The organism is Aeromonas sp. FDAARGOS 1408 (genome assembly GCF_019048665.1).
GTDB classification, from domain to species: Bacteria; Pseudomonadota; Gammaproteobacteria; order Enterobacterales; family Aeromonadaceae; genus Aeromonas; species Aeromonas dhakensis.
Map to the genome: position 1 here is coordinate 56,138 of NZ_CP077394.1, position 16,926 is coordinate 73,063.

Sequence of the window (16,926 nt, forward strand, 5' to 3'; positions counted from 1 at the left end):
ACGGAATGAGCCGTCGCGAGGCCTCAGAGTCGGTTCATTTGATAGAGCTGAACGAACGAAAGCTTGTAGTAACGGATGGTTTTAGCAACAAACTTTTTCATCTTTAATTCCAATAGACAGGTTCGAAATGTTCATCGAATACGTACCGGGAACCCAGATTGACCGGCCTGTATCCAAGGGTATGCCCTCACTGCGAGGCGCATTGTAGGAGCTCTGTCGGACTCGGACAAACAAGAAAAATTACCCATCTCAGATTAGATTAACTAATCATTTGATGGTCTTGTCGAATTAGCATGGATATGCGTTTTTATTGGTTTTTAATTAGTTTTATTCTGGCTGGGGACAAGCGAGGGAAACATGATGAAAACACCCTTGAGAGTTGTTTTTTAACAGAAGCATTACTTATTTGCTTCAAGATTAAAGTTGATTTAAATCAATGATTTGCGATTTTTATTTTTTTGTGACCCAGCTCTCTAAAATAAATGGAAAGGGTCGTGAAAATGCCTTTGAAAGGCATGTATTGATGGTGGTTTTACATTGATTTCAATCAAATAAAGGTGATATAAAACTCAGGTCATTATGGGCAGGAATAAAGCAAGCTTGATTGTTTTGCAATTGTTAAACATTAGCTTTTTTTGTTCCCTATTATTGCCTTGTTGTTAATGTGGTGGCAGTCGAATCCGGTCGTCAGTGCAAAACTGGAACATGACCGATAATTCGGGGACTTCCAACGGAAGCTTTGTCTTAAAACTTAAAATAGCCGTGCCAATAATCGGTGAGGAAACATCATGATTGCTGAGCATGTGGTAGACCTATCGCGGTTCCAATTCGCTGCGACGGCCCTTTATCACTTCCTGTTTGTGCCCTTGACGCTCGGAATGGCCTTCATTCTGGCGATCATGGAGTCTGTCTATGTGATGACCAACAACCCTGTCTACCGGGACATGACCAAGTTCTGGGGCAAGTTGTTTGGTATCAACTTTGCCCTCGGGGTCACCACAGGGCTGACCATGGAGTTCCAGTTTGGTACCAACTGGGCCTACTACTCCCACTATGTCGGCGATATCTTTGGGGCCCCGCTGGCCATCGAAGGTCTGATGGCATTCTTCCTGGAATCCACCTTCGTCGGTATGTTCTTCTTCGGCTGGGATCGGCTCTCCAAGCGTCAGCACCTGGCTGCGACCTGGTTGATGGCGCTCGGGACCAACCTCTCCGCGCTCTGGATCCTGGTTGCCAACGGCTGGATGCAGAACCCGGTCGGTGCCGAGTTCAACTTCGAAACCATGCGCATGGAGATGGTGAGCTTCGCCGATCTGGTGTTCAACCCGGTTGCCCAGGTGAAGTTTGTCCACACAGTGGCGGCAGGCTATACCACTGGCGCCATGTTCGTGCTGGGCATCTCTTCCTACTACCTGCTCAAGCATCGTGACGTGGCCTTCGCCCGTCGCTCCTTCGCCATCGCGGCCGCATTCGGCATGGCGTCCATCCTCTCCGTGCTGATCCTCGGTGACGAGTCCGGCTACGAGACGGGTGAAGTGCAGAAGGTGAAACTGGCGGCCATCGAGGCCGAGTGGAACACCGAGCCTGCGCCTGCTTCCTTTACCCTGTTCGGCATCCCGAACCAGGAAGAGATGCGCACCGACTACGCCATCAAGATCCCTTATGCCCTCGGCATCATCGCCACCCGTTCGCTGGACGGTCAGGTGACCGGTCTCAAGGATCTGAAGAGCGAGCACGAGCTGCGTGTGCGCAACGGCATGACCGCCTACGACCTGTTGACCAAGCTGCAGTCCGGCGACAAGTCTGACGATACCCGCGCCCGCTTCGACGAGGTGAAGCAGGACCTGGGTTACGGTCTGCTGCTCAAGCGCTATACCTCCAACGTGACCGACGCCACCGACGAGCAGATCAAGGCCGCCGTGGATGACTCCATCCCGCAAGTACTGCCGCTGTTCTTCGCCTTCCGCATCATGGTTGCCTGCGGCATGCTGATGCTGGTGCTGATTGGCCTGGCCTTCTATGACAGTACCCGTCACAAGATCGGCGAGCGCAAGTGGCTGCTCAAGGCGCTGCTGTACGGCATCCCGCTGCCCTGGATCGCCATCGAGTGTGGCTGGTTCGTCGCGGAATACGGTCGTCAACCCTGGACCATCGCCGAAGTGTTGCCGACCTCGGTCTCGGCCTCCAACGTGCCGGCCTCCGAGATCTGGTTCTCCCTTATCGGGATCTGCCTGTTCTACACCGTACTGCTGATCATCGAGATGTACCTGATGTTCAAGTACGCGCGTCTGGGCCCAAGCAGCCTGAAGACCGGCAAGTACCACTTCGAACAGAGCAAGGCATAAGGAGAGCAACCCATGTTTGATTACGAAATGTTGCGCCTGGTCTGGTGGGTGCTGGTCGGCGTCCTGCTGATTGGCTTCGCCATCACCGACGGCTTCGATATGGGGGTGGGCGCACTGCTCCCCTTCGTCGGCAAGAAAGATGTTGAGCGTCGGGTGATGCTCAACACCATGGGCCCGCACTGGGAAGGGAACCAGGTCTGGCTGGTGACCGCCGGTGGTGCCCTGTTTGCAGCCTGGCCCATGGTGTATGCGGCAGCCTTCTCCGGCTTCTACATCGCCATGATCCTGACCCTGATGGCCCTGTTCTTCCGCCCGGTCGGTTTCAAGTACCGTTCCCTGCGTGAAGATGCCAAGTGGCGCAGCAACTGGGACTGGGCGCTGTTCGTCGGTAGCGCGGTACCGCCCATCGTGTTTGGCGTGGCGTTCGGCAACCTGCTGCAGGGCGTGCCGTTCGACTTCAACCAGTTCATGATGCTGACCTATCATGGCAACTTCTTCGGTCTGCTCAATCCGTTCGGCCTGTTGGCCGGTCTGGTGAGCCTGTTCATGCTGGTCACCCAGGGCGCTACCTGGCTGATGATGAAGACCGATGGTGAAGTGCTGGCCCGCTCCCGCACCGCCGCCATGATCTGCTCGCTGGTGACCCTGGTGCTGTTCGCACTGGCCGGTTTCTGGGTCAGCGGCATGGAAGGCTATGTGGTGGTCAAGGCGGCCGCGACCGATGCCGTCTCCAATCCGATGAACAAGGAAGTGGTGCGTCAGGCCGGTGCCTGGATGAACAACTACAGCCTCTATCCCTGGATGATTGCAGCACCCGTGCTGGGTCTGGCGATGAGCCTGCTGACGTCGCTGTTTGCCAAGCTGAACAAGGGCTGGCTGGCGTTCACCTGCTCCTCCCTGGCGATTGCCGGCGTGATCCTGACTGCCGGCTTCTCCATGTTCCCGTTCGTGATGCCCTCAAGCCTTGAGCCGTCACTGAGCCTGACCATGTGGGATGCCACCGCTTCTCTCAACACCCTGCGGGTGATGACGGTAGCGGCCGCCATCTTCGTACCGATTGTGCTGGGTTATACCCTGTGGACCTACATCAAGATGTTCGGCCGGGTGACCAGCAAGCACATCGAAGACAACCAACAATCGCTCTACTAAGAAGGTGCCCTGATATGTGGTATTTCACCTGGATCCTGGGTCTGCTGCTGGCTTGTGCATTCGGCATCATCAATGCGCTGTGGCTGGAACACACCGAGAACATGGATCGCCAGATCGATGAGAACAAGTGATCGACTCGCCCGGTTGGCTGCTCCTCTGGAGCGCCAACCCTGGCAGGGGTTGATGCTGGTAGCGGCGGCCCTGTTGGCCGTCGCTATTTTACAGGCCCCCAATCTGGTGGCCGCCAACACCAGCGAACATGGCCTCTGGCTGGCGCCCTGGCTGATGTGGGCGGTCTGTTGCGGGGTCATGCACGGGCTGGGATTCCATCCCCGCAGCCTCGTCGGTCGCGTGCTGTTTTTCCCCTGGCTCGCCTTGCCCAGTTTGTTGTACGGGCTCTGGCTGACTCAAGGCTATTTCCTTTCATAAAAAACGGGAGGAGGCAGGATTTCCCTGCTTCCCCCTGCTTCTTTCCTATTCAGCCCTGCGCTATGATAGCCCCCCATCTGACTGTCGTATGGATCACAGATTGTTATGGGGGAAGTCTCTGAGTTTCCGGTGCGTGTCTACTACGAAGACACCGATGCCGGGGGCATCGTCTACAACGCCAATTATCTCAAGTTTATGGAACGTGCTCGCACCGAGTTCCTGCGTGCTGGCGGCATCGAACAGGATGTCCTGCTGGGCACCGGGTACGCGTTTGTGGTGAGTCGAACAGAGATCGATTTCCGCTCGGCGGCCCGTTTTAATGAGCTTTTGACTGTATTGACGCAAGTGACCGAAGTGAAACGCGCCTCCATGCGCTTCTCACAACGGATACTGGCGGCTGATGGACGACTGATCACCCAGGCCATGGTACAGATAGCCTGTGTCAGTCATCCGCATATGAAACCTGTTGCAATACCTGAAAATGTGAAGGGAGTGCTGTTAAGTGCACGCTGAAATTTCGTTTATTGGCCTGTTTTGGCAAGCCAGCCTGTTGGTAAAACTGGTCATGATGACCCTGATGGGCATGTCGGTCGTCTCCTGGGCGCTGATCATCCAGCGTTCCAAGGCCATCAAGGCAGCCAATATCGCATCGGAGCAGTTCGAAGACAGATTCTGGTCCGGGGTTGACCTCAACCGTCTCTACCAGGAGTCCTCTTCCCGCCGCGACGACATCGAAGGCATGGAAGACATCTTCTACTCCGGCTTCAAGGAGTATGCCCGTCTGCTCAAGGCCGGCGCCCGTGGTCAGGATGCGGTGATGGACGGTACCTACCGTGCCATGCGCGTCTCCCTCTCCCGCGCGGTGGACGATCTCGAGTCCAACCTGCCGATCCTGGCGACCATCGGCTCCATCAGTCCCTATATCGGTCTGTTTGGTACCGTCTGGGGGATCATGAACGCCTTTATCGCCCTGGGGCAGGTGCAGCAGGCGACCCTGCAGATGGTGGCCCCCGGTATCGCGGAGGCGCTGATCGCCACCGCCATGGGTCTGTTTGCCGCCATCCCGGCCGTTATTTTCTACAACCGCTTCTCCAACAAGGTCGAGCGGCTGGAGAACGCCTACGCCAACTTCATGGACGAGTTCACCACCATTCTGAACCGTCAAATTGCTCAGCAGCAGGGTGATCAGTAATGCAAACCTATCAGCGGATCCGGCGCAAGAAGGTGGCCGAGATCAACGTGGTTCCCTATATCGACGTCATGCTGGTGCTGCTTATCATCTTCATGGCGGTGACGCCCGTGATCACGCAAGGGGTCAAGGTTGACCTGCCGCAGGCGGAGTCCGAGCAGCTGCCGGAAGATGCCAAGCCGCCCTTCATCGTCAGCGTCAATACCGAAGGCGAGTACGTCATCAAGGCCGGTGAGGCCGAAGACGAACCCGTCCCGAGCGGGACGCCCGAGGCGATGCAGCAGTACATCACCGAGAAAGCCATGGGTTACCTGGCCATCAACCAGAACGCCCCCGTGGTGGTGGCCGGTGACAAGTCGGTGCGCTACGAAGAGGTGATCCTGCTGATGGTGGCCCTCAAGAAAGCCGGTGTGCCTCAGGTCGGCCTGATGACAGATCCGGTGAACTGACGGAGATGGATGTGAAGCGTGGTATTTCCGGTTATCTCATCGCGTCGCTTCTGCTGCACCTGATCATCGGCATCATCCTGTTTGTCGGGCTCGACTTCAGCAAGCCGAAGCGACCCGAGTCGAAGGGGCAGATCGTCAATGCCGTCATGCTCGACGAGAACTTCCTCAACGAGCAGGCCAAGCAGATCCAGCAGCAGAAGGCTCAGCCCAAGCCGCAGAAGGTAGAGAAAGAGAAGGATAAGGAAGACACGGACATCGCCAAGCGCGAGCTGGCCCAGCAGCAGGAACGGTTGCGGATTGCAGAGGCCAAGCGCAAGGAGGCCGAGGAGGCCACCCGCAAGGCCGAAGTAGAGAAGCAGAAGAAGCAGGCCGAGCAGAAGCAGGCGGAAGAGAAGGCCCAGAAAGCCGAGGAAGCCCGCAAGCTCGAAGAGCAGAAGGCCAAGAAGGCGGAGGCCGAGCGCAAGGCCGCGGAAGAAGAGAGCAAGGCGCTGGCGCTGAAGAAGAAAAAGGAACAAGAGAAGAAAGAGGCCGAAGAGAAGGCCAAGGCTGAGGAGGCCAAGGCCAAGAAAGCGGAGGCCGAGAAGAAAGCCAAAGCCGAAGCCGAGAAAAAGGCGAAGGCAGAAGCGGACAAGAAAGCCAAGGCGGAGGCCGAGCAGAAGGCCAAGGCTGAAGCCGAGAAGAAAGCCAAGGAAGAGGCGGCCAAGAAGGCAAAAGCTGACGCAGAGAAGAAAGCCAAGGCGGAGGCCGACAAGCAGGCCAAGATCGCGGCTGAACGCAAGCGCAAAGCGGCCGAGGAGGCCAAGCTGCAAAAAGAGATGGAAGACATGATGCAGCAGCAGCTGGCGGCTGAGGCCAATGCCCGCAGTCAGGCGGCATCGGCGGCGGCCAAGGGTGAAGTCGACAAATATGCGGCGCTTATCAAGGCGACTGTTGAGCGATATATGATTTTGGATCCCACCATGCGGGGCAAAACATGTACTATCGGCGTACGTCTTGCGAGCACTGGCTTTGTCATCTCGGTAGATAACGGCCAGGGTGACCCGGCGGTATGTCGTTCCGGCAAAGCAGCCGTACTGAAGGCCAATCAGTTGCCGGTACCCAAGGATCCTGCGGCATTCGAGATGTTGAAGGAGTTCAACCTCAAGCTGGAACCTAACATCTAGCACTGATGGCGAGGGGATCGAGTAAGGTGGTTGGCAGCGTCTTGCCGAGAAAGGAAGTTAATCTCTCATTATTTTGGAACCGAGTGTTTAAGCCATGATAAGAAAAGTGTTTTTTGCTTTGGTTGGCTGTTTGTTGCTGGGTCAGAGCGCCCAGGCGGCCTTGGACATCGTCATCACAGGCGGTATCGACAGTGCACGACCGATCGCCGTCGCCCCCTTCAAGTGGGAAGGCAATGGCCAGCTGCCGCAGGACATCGCGGAAGTGGTCTCCAACGATCTGATGCGCAGCGGCAAGTTCAGACCGCTGGCCCGTGGCCAGATGCCGCAGACCCCGAGCTCCAGCGGTGAAATCAACTTCGCACCCTGGGCCTCCCAAGGCGTCGAAGCCGTGGTGGTCGGTTCCATCGCCGCCGTCGGCGACGGTACCTACAAGGTCAACTTCGAGCTGGTCGACGTGCTCAAGGGCCAGCTGGCCAAGACCCAGGGCGGCGAGAGCAATGGCTACATCCTGGACAGCCGGATGGCGACCATCCCGGGTGCCCAGATGCGCCAGTTTGCCCACCGCATCTCCGACATCGTCTACGAGCGGCTGACCGGCGAGCGCGGGGCCTTCCTGACCCGTCTGGCGTACGTCTCCGTGCAGCAGGGTACCCAGTTCCCGTATCAGCTGCGGATCTCCGACTACGACGGTTACAACGAGAAGACCCTGCTGCGTTCCCGCGAGCCGCTGATGTCCCCAGCCTGGTCGCCGGATGGCAGCAAGCTGGCCTACGTGAGCTTCGAGAACCAGAAATCCGAAATCTACGTGCAGGACATCTACACCCAGCAGCGCAGCCTGATCACCAGCTTCCGCGGCATCAACGGGGCGCCGGAGTGGTCTCCGGATGGTCGTCGTCTGGCTATCGTTCTCTCCAAGGACGGGTCACCGAATCTCTATGTCGTTGATGTTGCTAGCAAGCAGCTGACCCGCGTCACAACCAGCCGGGTAATCGACACCGAACCCTCCTGGATGCCGGACGGTCAAAATTTGCTGTTCACCTCTGAACGTGGTGGCAAACCCCAGATTTATAGCGTAAATTTGGCGACTGGCATGACTCGCCGGATGACCTGGGAAGGTGAATCCAACCAGGGTGCGTCCATTACTCCTGATGGCAAAATCATGGTGATGGTGACCCGGGTTCAGGGGCAATACCGTATCGCCCGTCAGGATATGGAAAACAATGCCCTGCTGGTCCTTACCCAGAGCGCGCTGGATGAGTCGCCAAGTGTGGCTCCCAATGGCAGCATGATCATTTATGCCACCATCTATCAGGGTCGTAAGAGTCTCGCGTTGGTGTCGACTGATGGTCGCTTCAAGGCTGTGCTTCCGACCAGTAGCGGTGAAATTCGTGCACCAGCTTGGTCGCCCTTCTTGAATTGATAAAAATCCAATTGTTTTTTGTTTTGTTATAAAGGTTTAAGGAAATAGCATGCAACTCAATAAACTGCTCAAGGGTTTGGCCATCGCACTGCCACTGTTCACCCTGGCCGCTTGTAGCTCCTCTTCTGATTCCGACGCCGCTGGCGCCGAATCAGGCATGACCGACGGCATGGGCGGTGTACAAACCGGTGGCGCGAACGGCATGTTGTCCCCGGAAGAGCAGATGCGTCAGAAGTTCGAAGCGCTGCAGCGTGACAACGTGATCTACTTCCCGTTCGACGGTTACGACATCCAGGGTCAATACGCCGACCTGCTGGATGCCCACGCCAGCTACCTGCGTGAGCGCCCGAGCGTCAAAGTACTGATCGAAGGCCACGCCGACGAGCGCGGTACTCCGGAGTACAACATCGCGCTGGGCGAGCGTCGTGCCAAGGCTGTTGCCAAGTATCTGCAAACCCTGGGTGTGCAGGCTGAGCAGCTCTCCATCGTCAGCTATGGCGAAGAGAAGCCGCTGGATATGTCTCACACCGAGGATGCCTTTGCCAAGAACCGCCGTGCGGTCCTGGTTTACTAAGGTTTGAATCGAACGAAGTTCGTTTATATGCAAGCGGCCATTTCGATGGCCGTTTTATTTGCACTAAACGCCAAGGTTTGATCCGAATGAAATCTGTATAAGCGAGCGACGATGGCGCTGGCCGTTTTATTTGCACTAAACGCTAAGGTTTGATCCGAATGAAATCTGTGTACAAGCAAGCTGCTGTTGCGCTGGCCGTATTGGTTGCTATGAATGCGCAAGCTGCGGCACCGGTGAGCGATCTGAGCGGTGACTCGGGTGGCGGGGTTGTCCTAAGCGGCAACAACGGCGCCATCGTGCCCACCGGCAGCCTGGAAGACAGGGTTGCCCTGCTGGAACGCACGCTCAACGCCCGTCTGCGCCTGCAGGCCGATTTGCAGCAACAGGTGGATGCCCTGCAAGGGGAGGTCTCCGAGCTGCGTGGCCAGCTGGAGCAGCAGACCTACCAGATGGAACAGTCGCAGGAGCGTCAGCGCCAGCTCTATCAGGAGCTCGACAAGGTGGCCAACAGCCAGCCTGCTGCTACGCCAGCAGCCCCGGCAGCCGCCGCTGCGAGCGCGACGCCGGCCGCCGCGGCCAACTACTCCACCAACCAGAACGAGAATCAGGCCTATGATGCGGCCGTGAACATGGTGCTCAAGGAGAAGAACTACGACAAGGCAATTCCGGCCTTCGAAGGGTTCATCAAGCAGTTCCCGAGCTCCAGCTATGTTCCCAACGCCCATTACTGGCTGGGTCAGCTGCTGTTCAACAAGGGGGATCGGACCGGCGCTGCCGCCCAGTTCACCACTGTGGCTACCAAGTTCAGCAAGTCTCCCAAGCGAGCCGACGCCCTGTTGAAGCTGGGCATGCTGGCACAGCTTGACGGCAAGAAGGCGGAAGCGAAGAACTTCTATGAGCAGGTGATCAAGGGGTATCCCAACACCTCGCCGGCCCAGCTGGCCAAGCAGAGTTTGAGCAAGCTGTAACTTTGCCGCATGTCACTGTTTTCGTAACAGTCTTGTAAATACAGCCTCGCTTTGTATGCGCAGTGAACAAACAGATGGAATTTAAGATTTTTCTGTTGCGCCAGGATGATAAATCCGTAATATAGGCCGCCGTCAGAGCCGGTGCAGCATTGCAGTTGGTCCTGGTCGTGGTGAGGGTCGTTAGCTCAGTCGGTAGAGCAGTTGACTTTTAATCAATTGGTCGCTGGTTCGAATCCAGCACGACCCACCATTTCTCCACCAGGTGGAGACAGAATTCCCAGGTCGTTTAGCTCAGCTGGGAGAGCACCTCCCTTACAAGGAGGGGGTCACTGGTTCGATCCCAGTAACGACCACCAGTATTAAGCTGTCTGCCAAGGCGGGCAGTGAAAGAGGCAAGTCAGGTGTGGGTCGTTAGCTCAGTCGGTAGAGCAGTTGACTCTTAATCAATTGGTCGTAGGTTCGATCCCTACACGACCCACCAATTTGCCCAGATGAATTCCCAGGTCGTTTAGCTCAGCTGGGAGAGCACCTCCCTTACAAGGAGGGGGTCACTGGTTCGATCCCAGTAACGACCACCAGTTTGTAAAAAATGATTTAGATGGGTCGTTAGCTCAGTCGGTAGAGCAGTTGACTTTTAATCAATTGGTCGCTGGTTCGAATCCAGCACGACCCACCATCATTTCAGAATCCCAGGTCGTTTAGCTCAGCTGGGAGAGCACCTCCCTTACAAGGAGGGGGTCACTGGTTCGATCCCAGTAACGACCACCAAGTTTGTAAAAATGATTTAGATGGGTCGTTAGCTCAGTCGGTAGAGCAGTTGACTTTTAATCAATTGGTCGCTGGTTCGAATCCAGCACGACCCACCATCATTTCAGAATCCCAGGTCGTTTAGCTCAGCTGGGAGAGCACCTCCCTTACAAGGAGGGGGTCACTGGTTCGATCCCAGTAACGACCACCAAGTTTGTAAAAATGATTTAGATGGGTCGTTAGCTCAGTCGGTAGAGCAGTTGACTTTTAATCAATTGGTCGCTGGTTCGAATCCAGCACGACCCACCATCATTTCAGAATCCCAGGTCGTTTAGCTCAGCTGGGAGAGCACCTCCCTTACAAGGAGGGGGTCACTGGTTCGATCCCAGTAACGACCACCAGTTTGTAAAAATGATTTAGATGGGTCGTTAGCTCAGTCGGTAGAGCAGTTGACTTTTAATCAATTGGTCGCTGGTTCGAATCCAGCACGACCCACCATCATTTCAGAATCCCAGGTCGTTTAGCTCAGCTGGGAGAGCACCTCCCTTACAAGGAGGGGGTCACTGGTTCGATCCCAGTAACGACCACCAAGTTTGTAAAAAATGATCTAGATGGGTCGTTAGCTCAGTCGGTAGAGCAGTTGACTTTTAATCAATTGGTCGCTGGTTCGAATCCAGCACGACCCACCATCATTTCAGAATCCCAGGTCGTTTAGCTCAGCTGGGAGAGCACCTCCCTTACAAGGAGGGGGTCACTGGTTCGATCCCAGTAACGACCACCAGATTGAAAAAGCCCGCAGCAATGCGGGCTTTTTTTATGGCTGTTTGGCGTCAGGTTCTCAGCCGCTCGAGCTGGTTGGCCAGCGCCGTCGCGGCCTGTTCCAACTGCTCGCTCAGGCGGTGGCTGGCATTGGCCTCCTGCCCCAGAGTAGTGGCGGCATCGCCGATCCGCATCAGGTTCTGGTTGATGGTGTCGCTGACGGCGCTCTGCTGCTCGGCCGCCGTGGCCACCTGGCTGATGTGGTCGTGGATCTGCTGGATCTGGGTGACCACCTGGTTGAGAGCTTCAAACGCCTGCTCCGTCCCTTCTACCGTGCTGGCCGAACGGGCGATGCCGGTACTCATCAACTGCTGGCTGCTGCTGACTTCGGTCTGCAGGCTGCCGATGAGCTGACCTATCTCGTCGGTGGACTCCCGGGTCTTGTTGGCCAGGGCCCGCACTTCATCTGCCACCACGGCAAAACCGCGCCCCATGTCGCCGGCCCGTGCCGCCTCGATGGCCGCATTGAGCGCCAGCAGGTTGGTCTGTTCGGCGATGGCCCTGATCACGTCGAGAATGCGGCTGATATTGGTGCTGCGCTGGGCAACCTGAGCGACCGCCTTGTCGGCTTGATGCATGTCCTCGACCAGGGTGTGGATCTCGTTGCGGGCCCGGCTCAGGGTCTGCTGGGCCGTGCTTATGTGGTGGGTCGCCGTCTCAGACTCCTGGGCCGCCTGCTCCGCATAACCCGCCACGCTGACTGCCGTGGTGCTCATCTGATGCATGGCGCTGACCACGCTCTCCAGCTCCAGGCTCTGTTCATCCAGGCTGCTGCGCATGGTATCGGCCGTCTGCTTCATGCCGCTGGCCTGCTGGTGCACCTGCTGGCCGATCTGCTTGCTGCCCTGCACCATGCCGCGCAGCTTGCCGAGGAAGGCGTTGAGGTGGCTGCCCAGTTCGATCAGCTCCTGGTGGGTGTCTATCTTCATCTGCTGGGTCAGGTCTCCCTCGTGACTGGCGAGGTGAGACACATGGCGACTGATGAGGGAGAGGGGCGCCGTGATGCTCTGGATGAACCAGATGAGCAACGCCAGCGCCAGCAGGGTGACGACGACGATGGCGATCAACTGCTGCTGCTGGGTGGCCTGCAGCAGGTCGCCCAGCTGGTTGCTGATGGTGTTGGCCTGGCTGAGGGCCAGCGCCTTGGGCACCTTGATCATCAGCCACCACTGGCTGTCGGCGGCATCGATCCTGACCGGTTGCTGCAGGATGAAGTCGCTCTCCGTGCTCTGTGCCTGGCCGGTAGGGGCCGTGAGGCCGGCTTCCGTCAACGGCCGTCCCAGCTTGTCGGCGTGGCGGTTGCTGCCGACGATGAGCCCCATCTTGCTGACCAGGGTGACCTCGGCCTGGTTGTCGTAAAGGCTCTTGCCGAGGCTCTCGGCCAGTTGCTGGAAGATGGGGAGGTTCATGTCGACGCCGGTGATGCCGGCAAATTTGCCCGCCTTCAGGATGGGCACCGTCAGGCTGGTCATCAGCATCTGGTTGCCCGGGCTGATTTCGTAGAGATAGGGCTCCATCAGGCAGGGGCGCAGGGTGTCGCGGCCGCACAGGTACCACTCGCTGTTGCGAATGCCGAACTCGTTGACCGAGGTGTCGTATTTGGCGGCACTGCTGGCGGCATCCACCGGTTGCTGGCTGATCTGGCCCCCCTGATCCCGGGTAAAATAAATCTCCAGGCTGCCCTTGCTGGCGACGGAGTGGGAGGCGCCAGCCATCCAGCTGGCATCCTGACCGTCATACCCGTCGGGCTCAAACTGGGCGTAGATGGAGCTGATGCCGCCGGCCTGCTGCAGACGGCTGCGAAGCAGCATCTCGACCTGGGGACGGCTCAGCAGCCCGTCAGGCTGAGCCATGCAGCCCTCCAGTTGAGCTGCCATGCCCAGCGGCACCTGATAGGACTGTTGCAGCAGAGCGGCTATCTGCACCGCATAGCGCTCGGCTTGAAATTGCAGGGTACGGGATACCTCCTGCTCCAGCGCCTGGCGGGTCTGGCTCACTATGTCGTTGCGCAGGGAGTTCAGCGAGGAGGATTGCATCAGGGTCATGGCGAGGCCGCTGGCGATAAACAGACCCATGGTGAGCAGCAGCAGCTTGGTCTTGAGTGAACGTTGTTTCATCCGACTACTCCTTTGGCAAGAATGACAACGAATGACATGAGTATATTCGGACGCTTGCACGGCACCTGATTTGTTGATGGGTTTGTGCACGGCTTCTGGTTATAATTTTTGCCTTTCCAAGCGTTGATGGAACAGTCGCAATGAGCAATGCACTGAACAATGTCCCGCCGGCAGTCGAGATGGACTATCCGTTTCCGGCCAAGCCCCTTCCCCTGAGCGCCGAGCAGAAGACGACCCTGATCGCAGACATCAAGGCACTGCTCAAGGAGCGTAAGGCTGTGCTGGTCGCCCACTACTACACGGATCCTGAGATCCAGGCGCTGGCGGAGGAGACTGGCGGTTTCGTCGGTGACTCCCTCGAGATGGCCCGCTTTGGCCGCGATCATGAGGCGCAGACCCTGATCGTCGCCGGGGTGCGCTTCATGGGGGAGACCTCCAAGATCCTGAGCCCCCACAAGCGGGTGCTGATGCCGACCCTGGAGGCCGAGTGTTCCCTCGATCTGGGCTGCCCCATCGAGCAGTTCTCCGCCTTCTGTGACGCCCATCCCGATCACATCGTGGTGGTTTATGCCAACACTTCGGCGGCGGTCAAGGCGCGGGCGGACTGGGTGGTCACTTCCAGCATCGCGCTGGAGATCGTCGAGCACCTGGACAGCCAGGGTCACAAGATCATCTGGGGCCCGGACCGTCACCTGGGGGCCTATATCGAGAAGAAGACGGGCGCCGAGATGCTGCGCTGGCAGGGCCACTGCATCGTCCACGACGAGTTCAAGGCCCGCGCCCTGCGCGAGCTGAAGGAGCAGAATCCGGATGCCGCCGTGCTGGTCCACCCGGAGTCCCCTGCCTCGGTGATCGAACTGGCCGATGCGGTGGGCTCCACCAGCCAGCTGATCAAGGCGGCCAGGGAGCTGTCCCAGCAGAAGCTCATCGTGGCGACCGATCGCGGCATCTTCTACAAGATGCAGCAGGCCTGCCCGGAGAAGGAGATGGTGGAAGCGCCGACCGGTGGCGATGGTGCGACCTGCCGCAGCTGTGCCCACTGTCCCTGGATGGCGATGAACGGCCTGGTGGCCATCAAGTCAGCCCTGACCGATGGCGCCGAGCGCCACGAGATCCATGTGGATGAGGCACTGCGGGTGAAGGCTCTGATCCCGCTCGACCGCATGCTCAACTTCGCCGCCGAGCTCAAGCTCAAGACACAGGGCAATGCCTGATCACCAAGACAAACAGATGCAAAGGGGGCTCCCGCGGGAGCCCTCTTTATTTATCTGAACCTCATTCGGCTCAGATGATCACGGTGGAGAAGCTGTGCTCTTCATCCGGTGCAACGGTCACGCCTGTCTCGCTGGCGATGGCTGCTTCGACGCACAGCATGGTGCGATAGCCGTCATCGCTCATGTCGGCCATGGCGCGGGCGCCTTCCAGCCAGGGAGTCCAGACTACCACGCTGTCGTGGTTGCCGCTGACCACCCGGGTCTCGCGTTCGCCATCCTGAATGCTGACCTGAGCGTCTGGCTGCCAGTAGACCCTATCCAGCGGCCCGCTCAGGGTCAGGGCGCCCTGCTGTTGGCCATTCTGGCCGGTCAGCTTGTCGGCATAGGGCTCGCCAAGGCCGCTGACGCTCACTGCCTCCGGTGAGCTTATCTGCAGGTAGGTGTGCAGGGCACCGCTGTAGACAAGGGGCTCTTTACCTGTGTTGCGGGTAGTCAGTACCAGGGCCAGCTCCTTGCCCACCAGTACGTCCAGCTCTAGCTCGAAGGCGTGGGGCCAGAGCTGACGAGTGATCTCGTTGTCACGCAGAGACAGATGGACGAGCGTACCGTCGCCGTGATCGGAAACGCCATCCAGCGTCCACAGGCTGGTGCGGGCAAAGCCGTGGGAGGGTTTGCCGCTGCCGACGCGGGCTGGCGCCGGGCCAAACCAGGGCCAGCAGAGAGGAATGCCGCCGCGAATGGGCTTGCTGCCATCCAGCACAGCCTTGTCGCTGAGCCAGATGGATGCGGGTTCATCATGGCGCTGATAGCTCAGTACGTGGGCTCCAAACAGGCTGATTTGTGCCCTGGCGTAGCCGTTGTCGATGGTCAGCAGCGGCTGGCCTGCCGGGTGGTGGCTGAGGGTACAGTGGGCAGTCAGAGTGCGTGTCGGTTGCATGAGGACTCCTGTGCTCGCGCACATTCAGAAGAGAAGGGTGGAATAATCCCGGTCCAGAATACAAAAAGGCGGCCCATGGCCGCCTTTTTCAAGCTACTTGATTGCTTATCCCAAATTACTTGGAGATGTGAGCGATCAGGTCCAGAACCTTGCTGGAGTAGCCCATTTCGTTGTCGTACCAGGATACAACTTTAACGAACTTGTCGGTCAGCTGGATACCAGCCTTGGCGTCGAACACGGAGGTCTGACGCTCGCCCAGGAAGTCGGTGGAAACCACTTCGTCTTCGGTGTAGCCCAGCACGCCCTTCATGGCGCCTTCGGAAGCAGCTTTCATCGCTTCGCAGATTTCTGCGTAGGTGGCCGCTTTCTTCAGGTTGACGGTCAGGTCAACTACGGATACGTCCGGAGTCGGAACACGGAAAGCCATACCGGTCAGCAGGCCTTTCAGTTCCGGGATAACGACGCCAACAGCCTTGGCAGCACCGGTAGAGGACGGGATGATGTTCTGAGCCGCGCCGCGGCCACCGCGCCAGTCTTTGGCAGACGGACCATCAACGGTCTTCTGGGTTGCAGTGGTAGCGTGAACGGTGGTCATCAGACCGGATTCGATACCGAAGGTGTCGTTCAGTACTTTGGCGATCGGAGCCAGGCAGTTGGTGGTGCAGGAAGCGTTGGAAACGATGTCCTGGCCAGCGTAGGTGGCGTGGTTAACGCCCATTACGAACATCGGGGTAGCGTCTTTGGACGGACCGGTCAGTACAACTTTCTTGGCGCCGGCAGCGATGTGCTTGCGAGCGGTCTCGTCGGTCAGGAACAGACCGGTAGCTTCGGCAACAACGTCAACACCGATGGCATCCCATTTCAGGTTGGCCGGGTCACGTTCAGCGGTAACACGTACGGTTTTGCCGTTGACAACCAGGTTGCCGTCTTTGACTTCAACGGTGCCCTTGAAGCGGCCGTGAGTGGAGTCGTACTTCAGCATGTAAGCCATGTAGTCAACGTCGATCAGATCGTTGATACCAACAACTTCGATGTCGTTGCGCTCGCAAGCCAGACGGAAGACGAAGCGACCGATGCGGCCAAAACCGTTAATACCTACTTTGATAGTCATAATTGGTTACCTAACTGTTCAGTAGTCAAAGAAAATTCCGCTTGTAAATTTACTAGAACTCCCCCGCGAGTCAACCAACAATCTGTCTGAAATTGCGCTATATCATGAAAAACTGTGAAATTTATTTTCTGTTTATGTAACTGACTACCAGCTTTTGGCGAAATAACTATCGATTGAACCGGCGTGGCAGTTATCAACAATAGTGCCTACTCGGTCACACAACCAGCCAGACAGATGTGTAAAAATGTGCGCGGTTTAGCATGGCCCATAGAGCCACTGTTCAAGTACCACCCAT

Annotated in this window: 15 protein-coding genes and 14 tRNA genes; 26 read left to right on the forward strand and 3 right to left on the reverse strand. The window is 57.6% G+C overall.

The window, feature by feature from the left end; genetic code table 11:
* Nucleotides 1-788 precede the first annotated feature (788 nt).
* The 25 genes from cydA (at nt 789) to I6L38_RS00420 (ending at nt 11,214) form a co-directional block, all read left to right on the forward strand.
* The gene (gene cydA / locus I6L38_RS00300; RefSeq protein ID WP_005304948.1) at nt 789-2,345 is read left to right on the forward strand and encodes a cytochrome ubiquinol oxidase subunit I; all 1,557 of its coding nucleotides are present in this window, start codon (nt 789-791) and stop codon (nt 2,343-2,345) included.
* Between the two features lie 12 nt (nt 2,346-2,357).
* Entirely contained in the window at nt 2,358-3,494 is a 1,137-nt protein-coding gene (gene cydB / locus I6L38_RS00305; protein ID WP_010636191.1) for a cytochrome d ubiquinol oxidase subunit II, read from the forward strand.
* Between the two features lie 14 nt (nt 3,495-3,508).
* On the forward strand, nt 3,509-3,625 hold the full coding sequence (gene cydX / locus I6L38_RS00310; protein WP_005304933.1) for a cytochrome bd-I oxidase subunit CydX: 117 nt from the start codon (nt 3,509-3,511) through the stop codon (nt 3,623-3,625).
* Entirely contained in the window at nt 3,612-3,923 is a 312-nt protein-coding gene (locus I6L38_RS00315; RefSeq protein WP_041203624.1) for a cyd operon YbgE family protein, read from the forward strand. The genes cydX and I6L38_RS00315 overlap by 14 nt, the downstream gene beginning before the upstream one ends.
* A 105-nt stretch (nt 3,924-4,028) precedes the next feature.
* On the forward strand, nt 4,029-4,436 hold the full coding sequence (gene ybgC, locus I6L38_RS00320; RefSeq protein WP_216988987.1) for a tol-pal system-associated acyl-CoA thioesterase: 408 nt from the start codon (nt 4,029-4,031) through the stop codon (nt 4,434-4,436).
* Nucleotides 4,426-5,115: a protein TolQ gene (gene tolQ / locus I6L38_RS00325; protein ID WP_005304921.1), complete on the forward strand. Its 690-nt coding sequence runs from the start codon at nt 4,426-4,428 to the stop codon at nt 5,113-5,115. The genes ybgC and tolQ overlap by 11 nt, the downstream gene beginning before the upstream one ends.
* The gene (tolR, locus tag I6L38_RS00330; protein ID WP_005304918.1) at nt 5,115-5,561 is read left to right on the forward strand and encodes a protein TolR; all 447 of its coding nucleotides are present in this window, start codon (nt 5,115-5,117) and stop codon (nt 5,559-5,561) included. The genes tolQ and tolR overlap by 1 nt, the downstream gene beginning before the upstream one ends.
* Before the next feature lie 5 nt (nt 5,562-5,566).
* On the forward strand, nt 5,567-6,724 hold the full coding sequence (gene tolA / locus I6L38_RS00335; protein WP_017765796.1) for a cell envelope integrity protein TolA: 1,158 nt from the start codon (nt 5,567-5,569) through the stop codon (nt 6,722-6,724).
* A 94-nt stretch (nt 6,725-6,818) separates the two neighbouring features.
* Nucleotides 6,819-8,144: a Tol-Pal system beta propeller repeat protein TolB gene (tolB, locus tag I6L38_RS00340; RefSeq protein WP_010636193.1), complete on the forward strand. Its 1,326-nt coding sequence runs from the start codon at nt 6,819-6,821 to the stop codon at nt 8,142-8,144.
* Nucleotides 8,145-8,193: 49 nt separating this feature from the next.
* The gene (gene pal, locus I6L38_RS00345) at nt 8,194-8,718 is read left to right on the forward strand and encodes a peptidoglycan-associated lipoprotein Pal (protein WP_005304908.1); all 525 of its coding nucleotides are present in this window, start codon (nt 8,194-8,196) and stop codon (nt 8,716-8,718) included.
* 158 nt (nt 8,719-8,876) lie between these two features.
* On the forward strand, nt 8,877-9,686 hold the full coding sequence (ybgF, locus tag I6L38_RS00350) for a tol-pal system protein YbgF (protein ID WP_201880107.1): 810 nt from the start codon (nt 8,877-8,879) through the stop codon (nt 9,684-9,686).
* Between the two features lie 174 nt (nt 9,687-9,860).
* Nucleotides 9,861-9,936, forward strand: a tRNA-Lys gene (locus tag I6L38_RS00355).
* Nucleotides 9,937-9,966: 30 nt separating this feature from the next.
* Nucleotides 9,967-10,042, forward strand: a tRNA-Val gene (locus tag I6L38_RS00360).
* A gap of 49 nt (nt 10,043-10,091) precedes the next feature.
* A tRNA-Lys gene (locus tag I6L38_RS00365) sits at nt 10,092-10,167 on the forward strand.
* Between the two features lie 21 nt (nt 10,168-10,188).
* Nucleotides 10,189-10,264 (forward strand) — tRNA-Val (locus I6L38_RS00370).
* A gap of 22 nt (nt 10,265-10,286) precedes the next feature.
* Nucleotides 10,287-10,362, forward strand: a tRNA-Lys gene (locus I6L38_RS00375).
* Between the two features lie 16 nt (nt 10,363-10,378).
* A tRNA-Val gene (locus I6L38_RS00380) sits at nt 10,379-10,454 on the forward strand.
* 22 nt (nt 10,455-10,476) lie between these two features.
* A tRNA-Lys gene (locus I6L38_RS00385) sits at nt 10,477-10,552 on the forward strand.
* 16 nt (nt 10,553-10,568) lie between these two features.
* Nucleotides 10,569-10,644: transfer RNA gene (locus I6L38_RS00390), tRNA-Val, on the forward strand.
* 22 nt (nt 10,645-10,666) lie between these two features.
* A tRNA-Lys gene (locus I6L38_RS00395) sits at nt 10,667-10,742 on the forward strand.
* Between the two features lie 16 nt (nt 10,743-10,758).
* A tRNA-Val gene (locus I6L38_RS00400) sits at nt 10,759-10,834 on the forward strand.
* 21 nt (nt 10,835-10,855) lie between these two features.
* Nucleotides 10,856-10,931: transfer RNA gene (locus I6L38_RS00405), tRNA-Lys, on the forward strand.
* 16 nt (nt 10,932-10,947) lie between these two features.
* A tRNA-Val gene (locus tag I6L38_RS00410) sits at nt 10,948-11,023 on the forward strand.
* A gap of 23 nt (nt 11,024-11,046) precedes the next feature.
* Nucleotides 11,047-11,122, forward strand: a tRNA-Lys gene (locus tag I6L38_RS00415).
* A gap of 16 nt (nt 11,123-11,138) precedes the next feature.
* Nucleotides 11,139-11,214 (forward strand) — tRNA-Val (locus I6L38_RS00420).
* Between the two features lie 49 nt (nt 11,215-11,263).
* On the opposite strand, the gene I6L38_RS00425 is transcribed toward I6L38_RS00420, so the two are convergent.
* Nucleotides 11,264-13,369, reverse strand: a complete 2,106-nt coding sequence (locus I6L38_RS00425) for a methyl-accepting chemotaxis protein (RefSeq protein ID WP_201880132.1) — start codon at nt 13,367-13,369, stop codon at nt 11,264-11,266.
* Between the two features lie 140 nt (nt 13,370-13,509).
* On the opposite strand from I6L38_RS00425, the gene nadA reads away from it, so the two are divergent.
* Nucleotides 13,510-14,583, forward strand: a complete 1,074-nt coding sequence (gene nadA, locus I6L38_RS00430) for a quinolinate synthase NadA (RefSeq protein WP_043171916.1) — start codon at nt 13,510-13,512, stop codon at nt 14,581-14,583.
* A gap of 70 nt (nt 14,584-14,653) precedes the next feature.
* Here nadA and I6L38_RS00435 read toward each other — a convergent pair whose 3' ends face one another.
* The gene (locus I6L38_RS00435; protein WP_201880135.1) at nt 14,654-15,520 is read right to left on the reverse strand and encodes a D-hexose-6-phosphate mutarotase; all 867 of its coding nucleotides are present in this window, start codon (nt 15,518-15,520) and stop codon (nt 14,654-14,656) included.
* A 115-nt stretch (nt 15,521-15,635) separates the two neighbouring features.
* Nucleotides 15,636-16,631, reverse strand: a complete 996-nt coding sequence (gene gap, locus I6L38_RS00440; protein ID WP_005304894.1) for a type I glyceraldehyde-3-phosphate dehydrogenase — start codon at nt 16,629-16,631, stop codon at nt 15,636-15,638.
* Nucleotides 16,632-16,926: the final 295 nt, after the last annotated feature.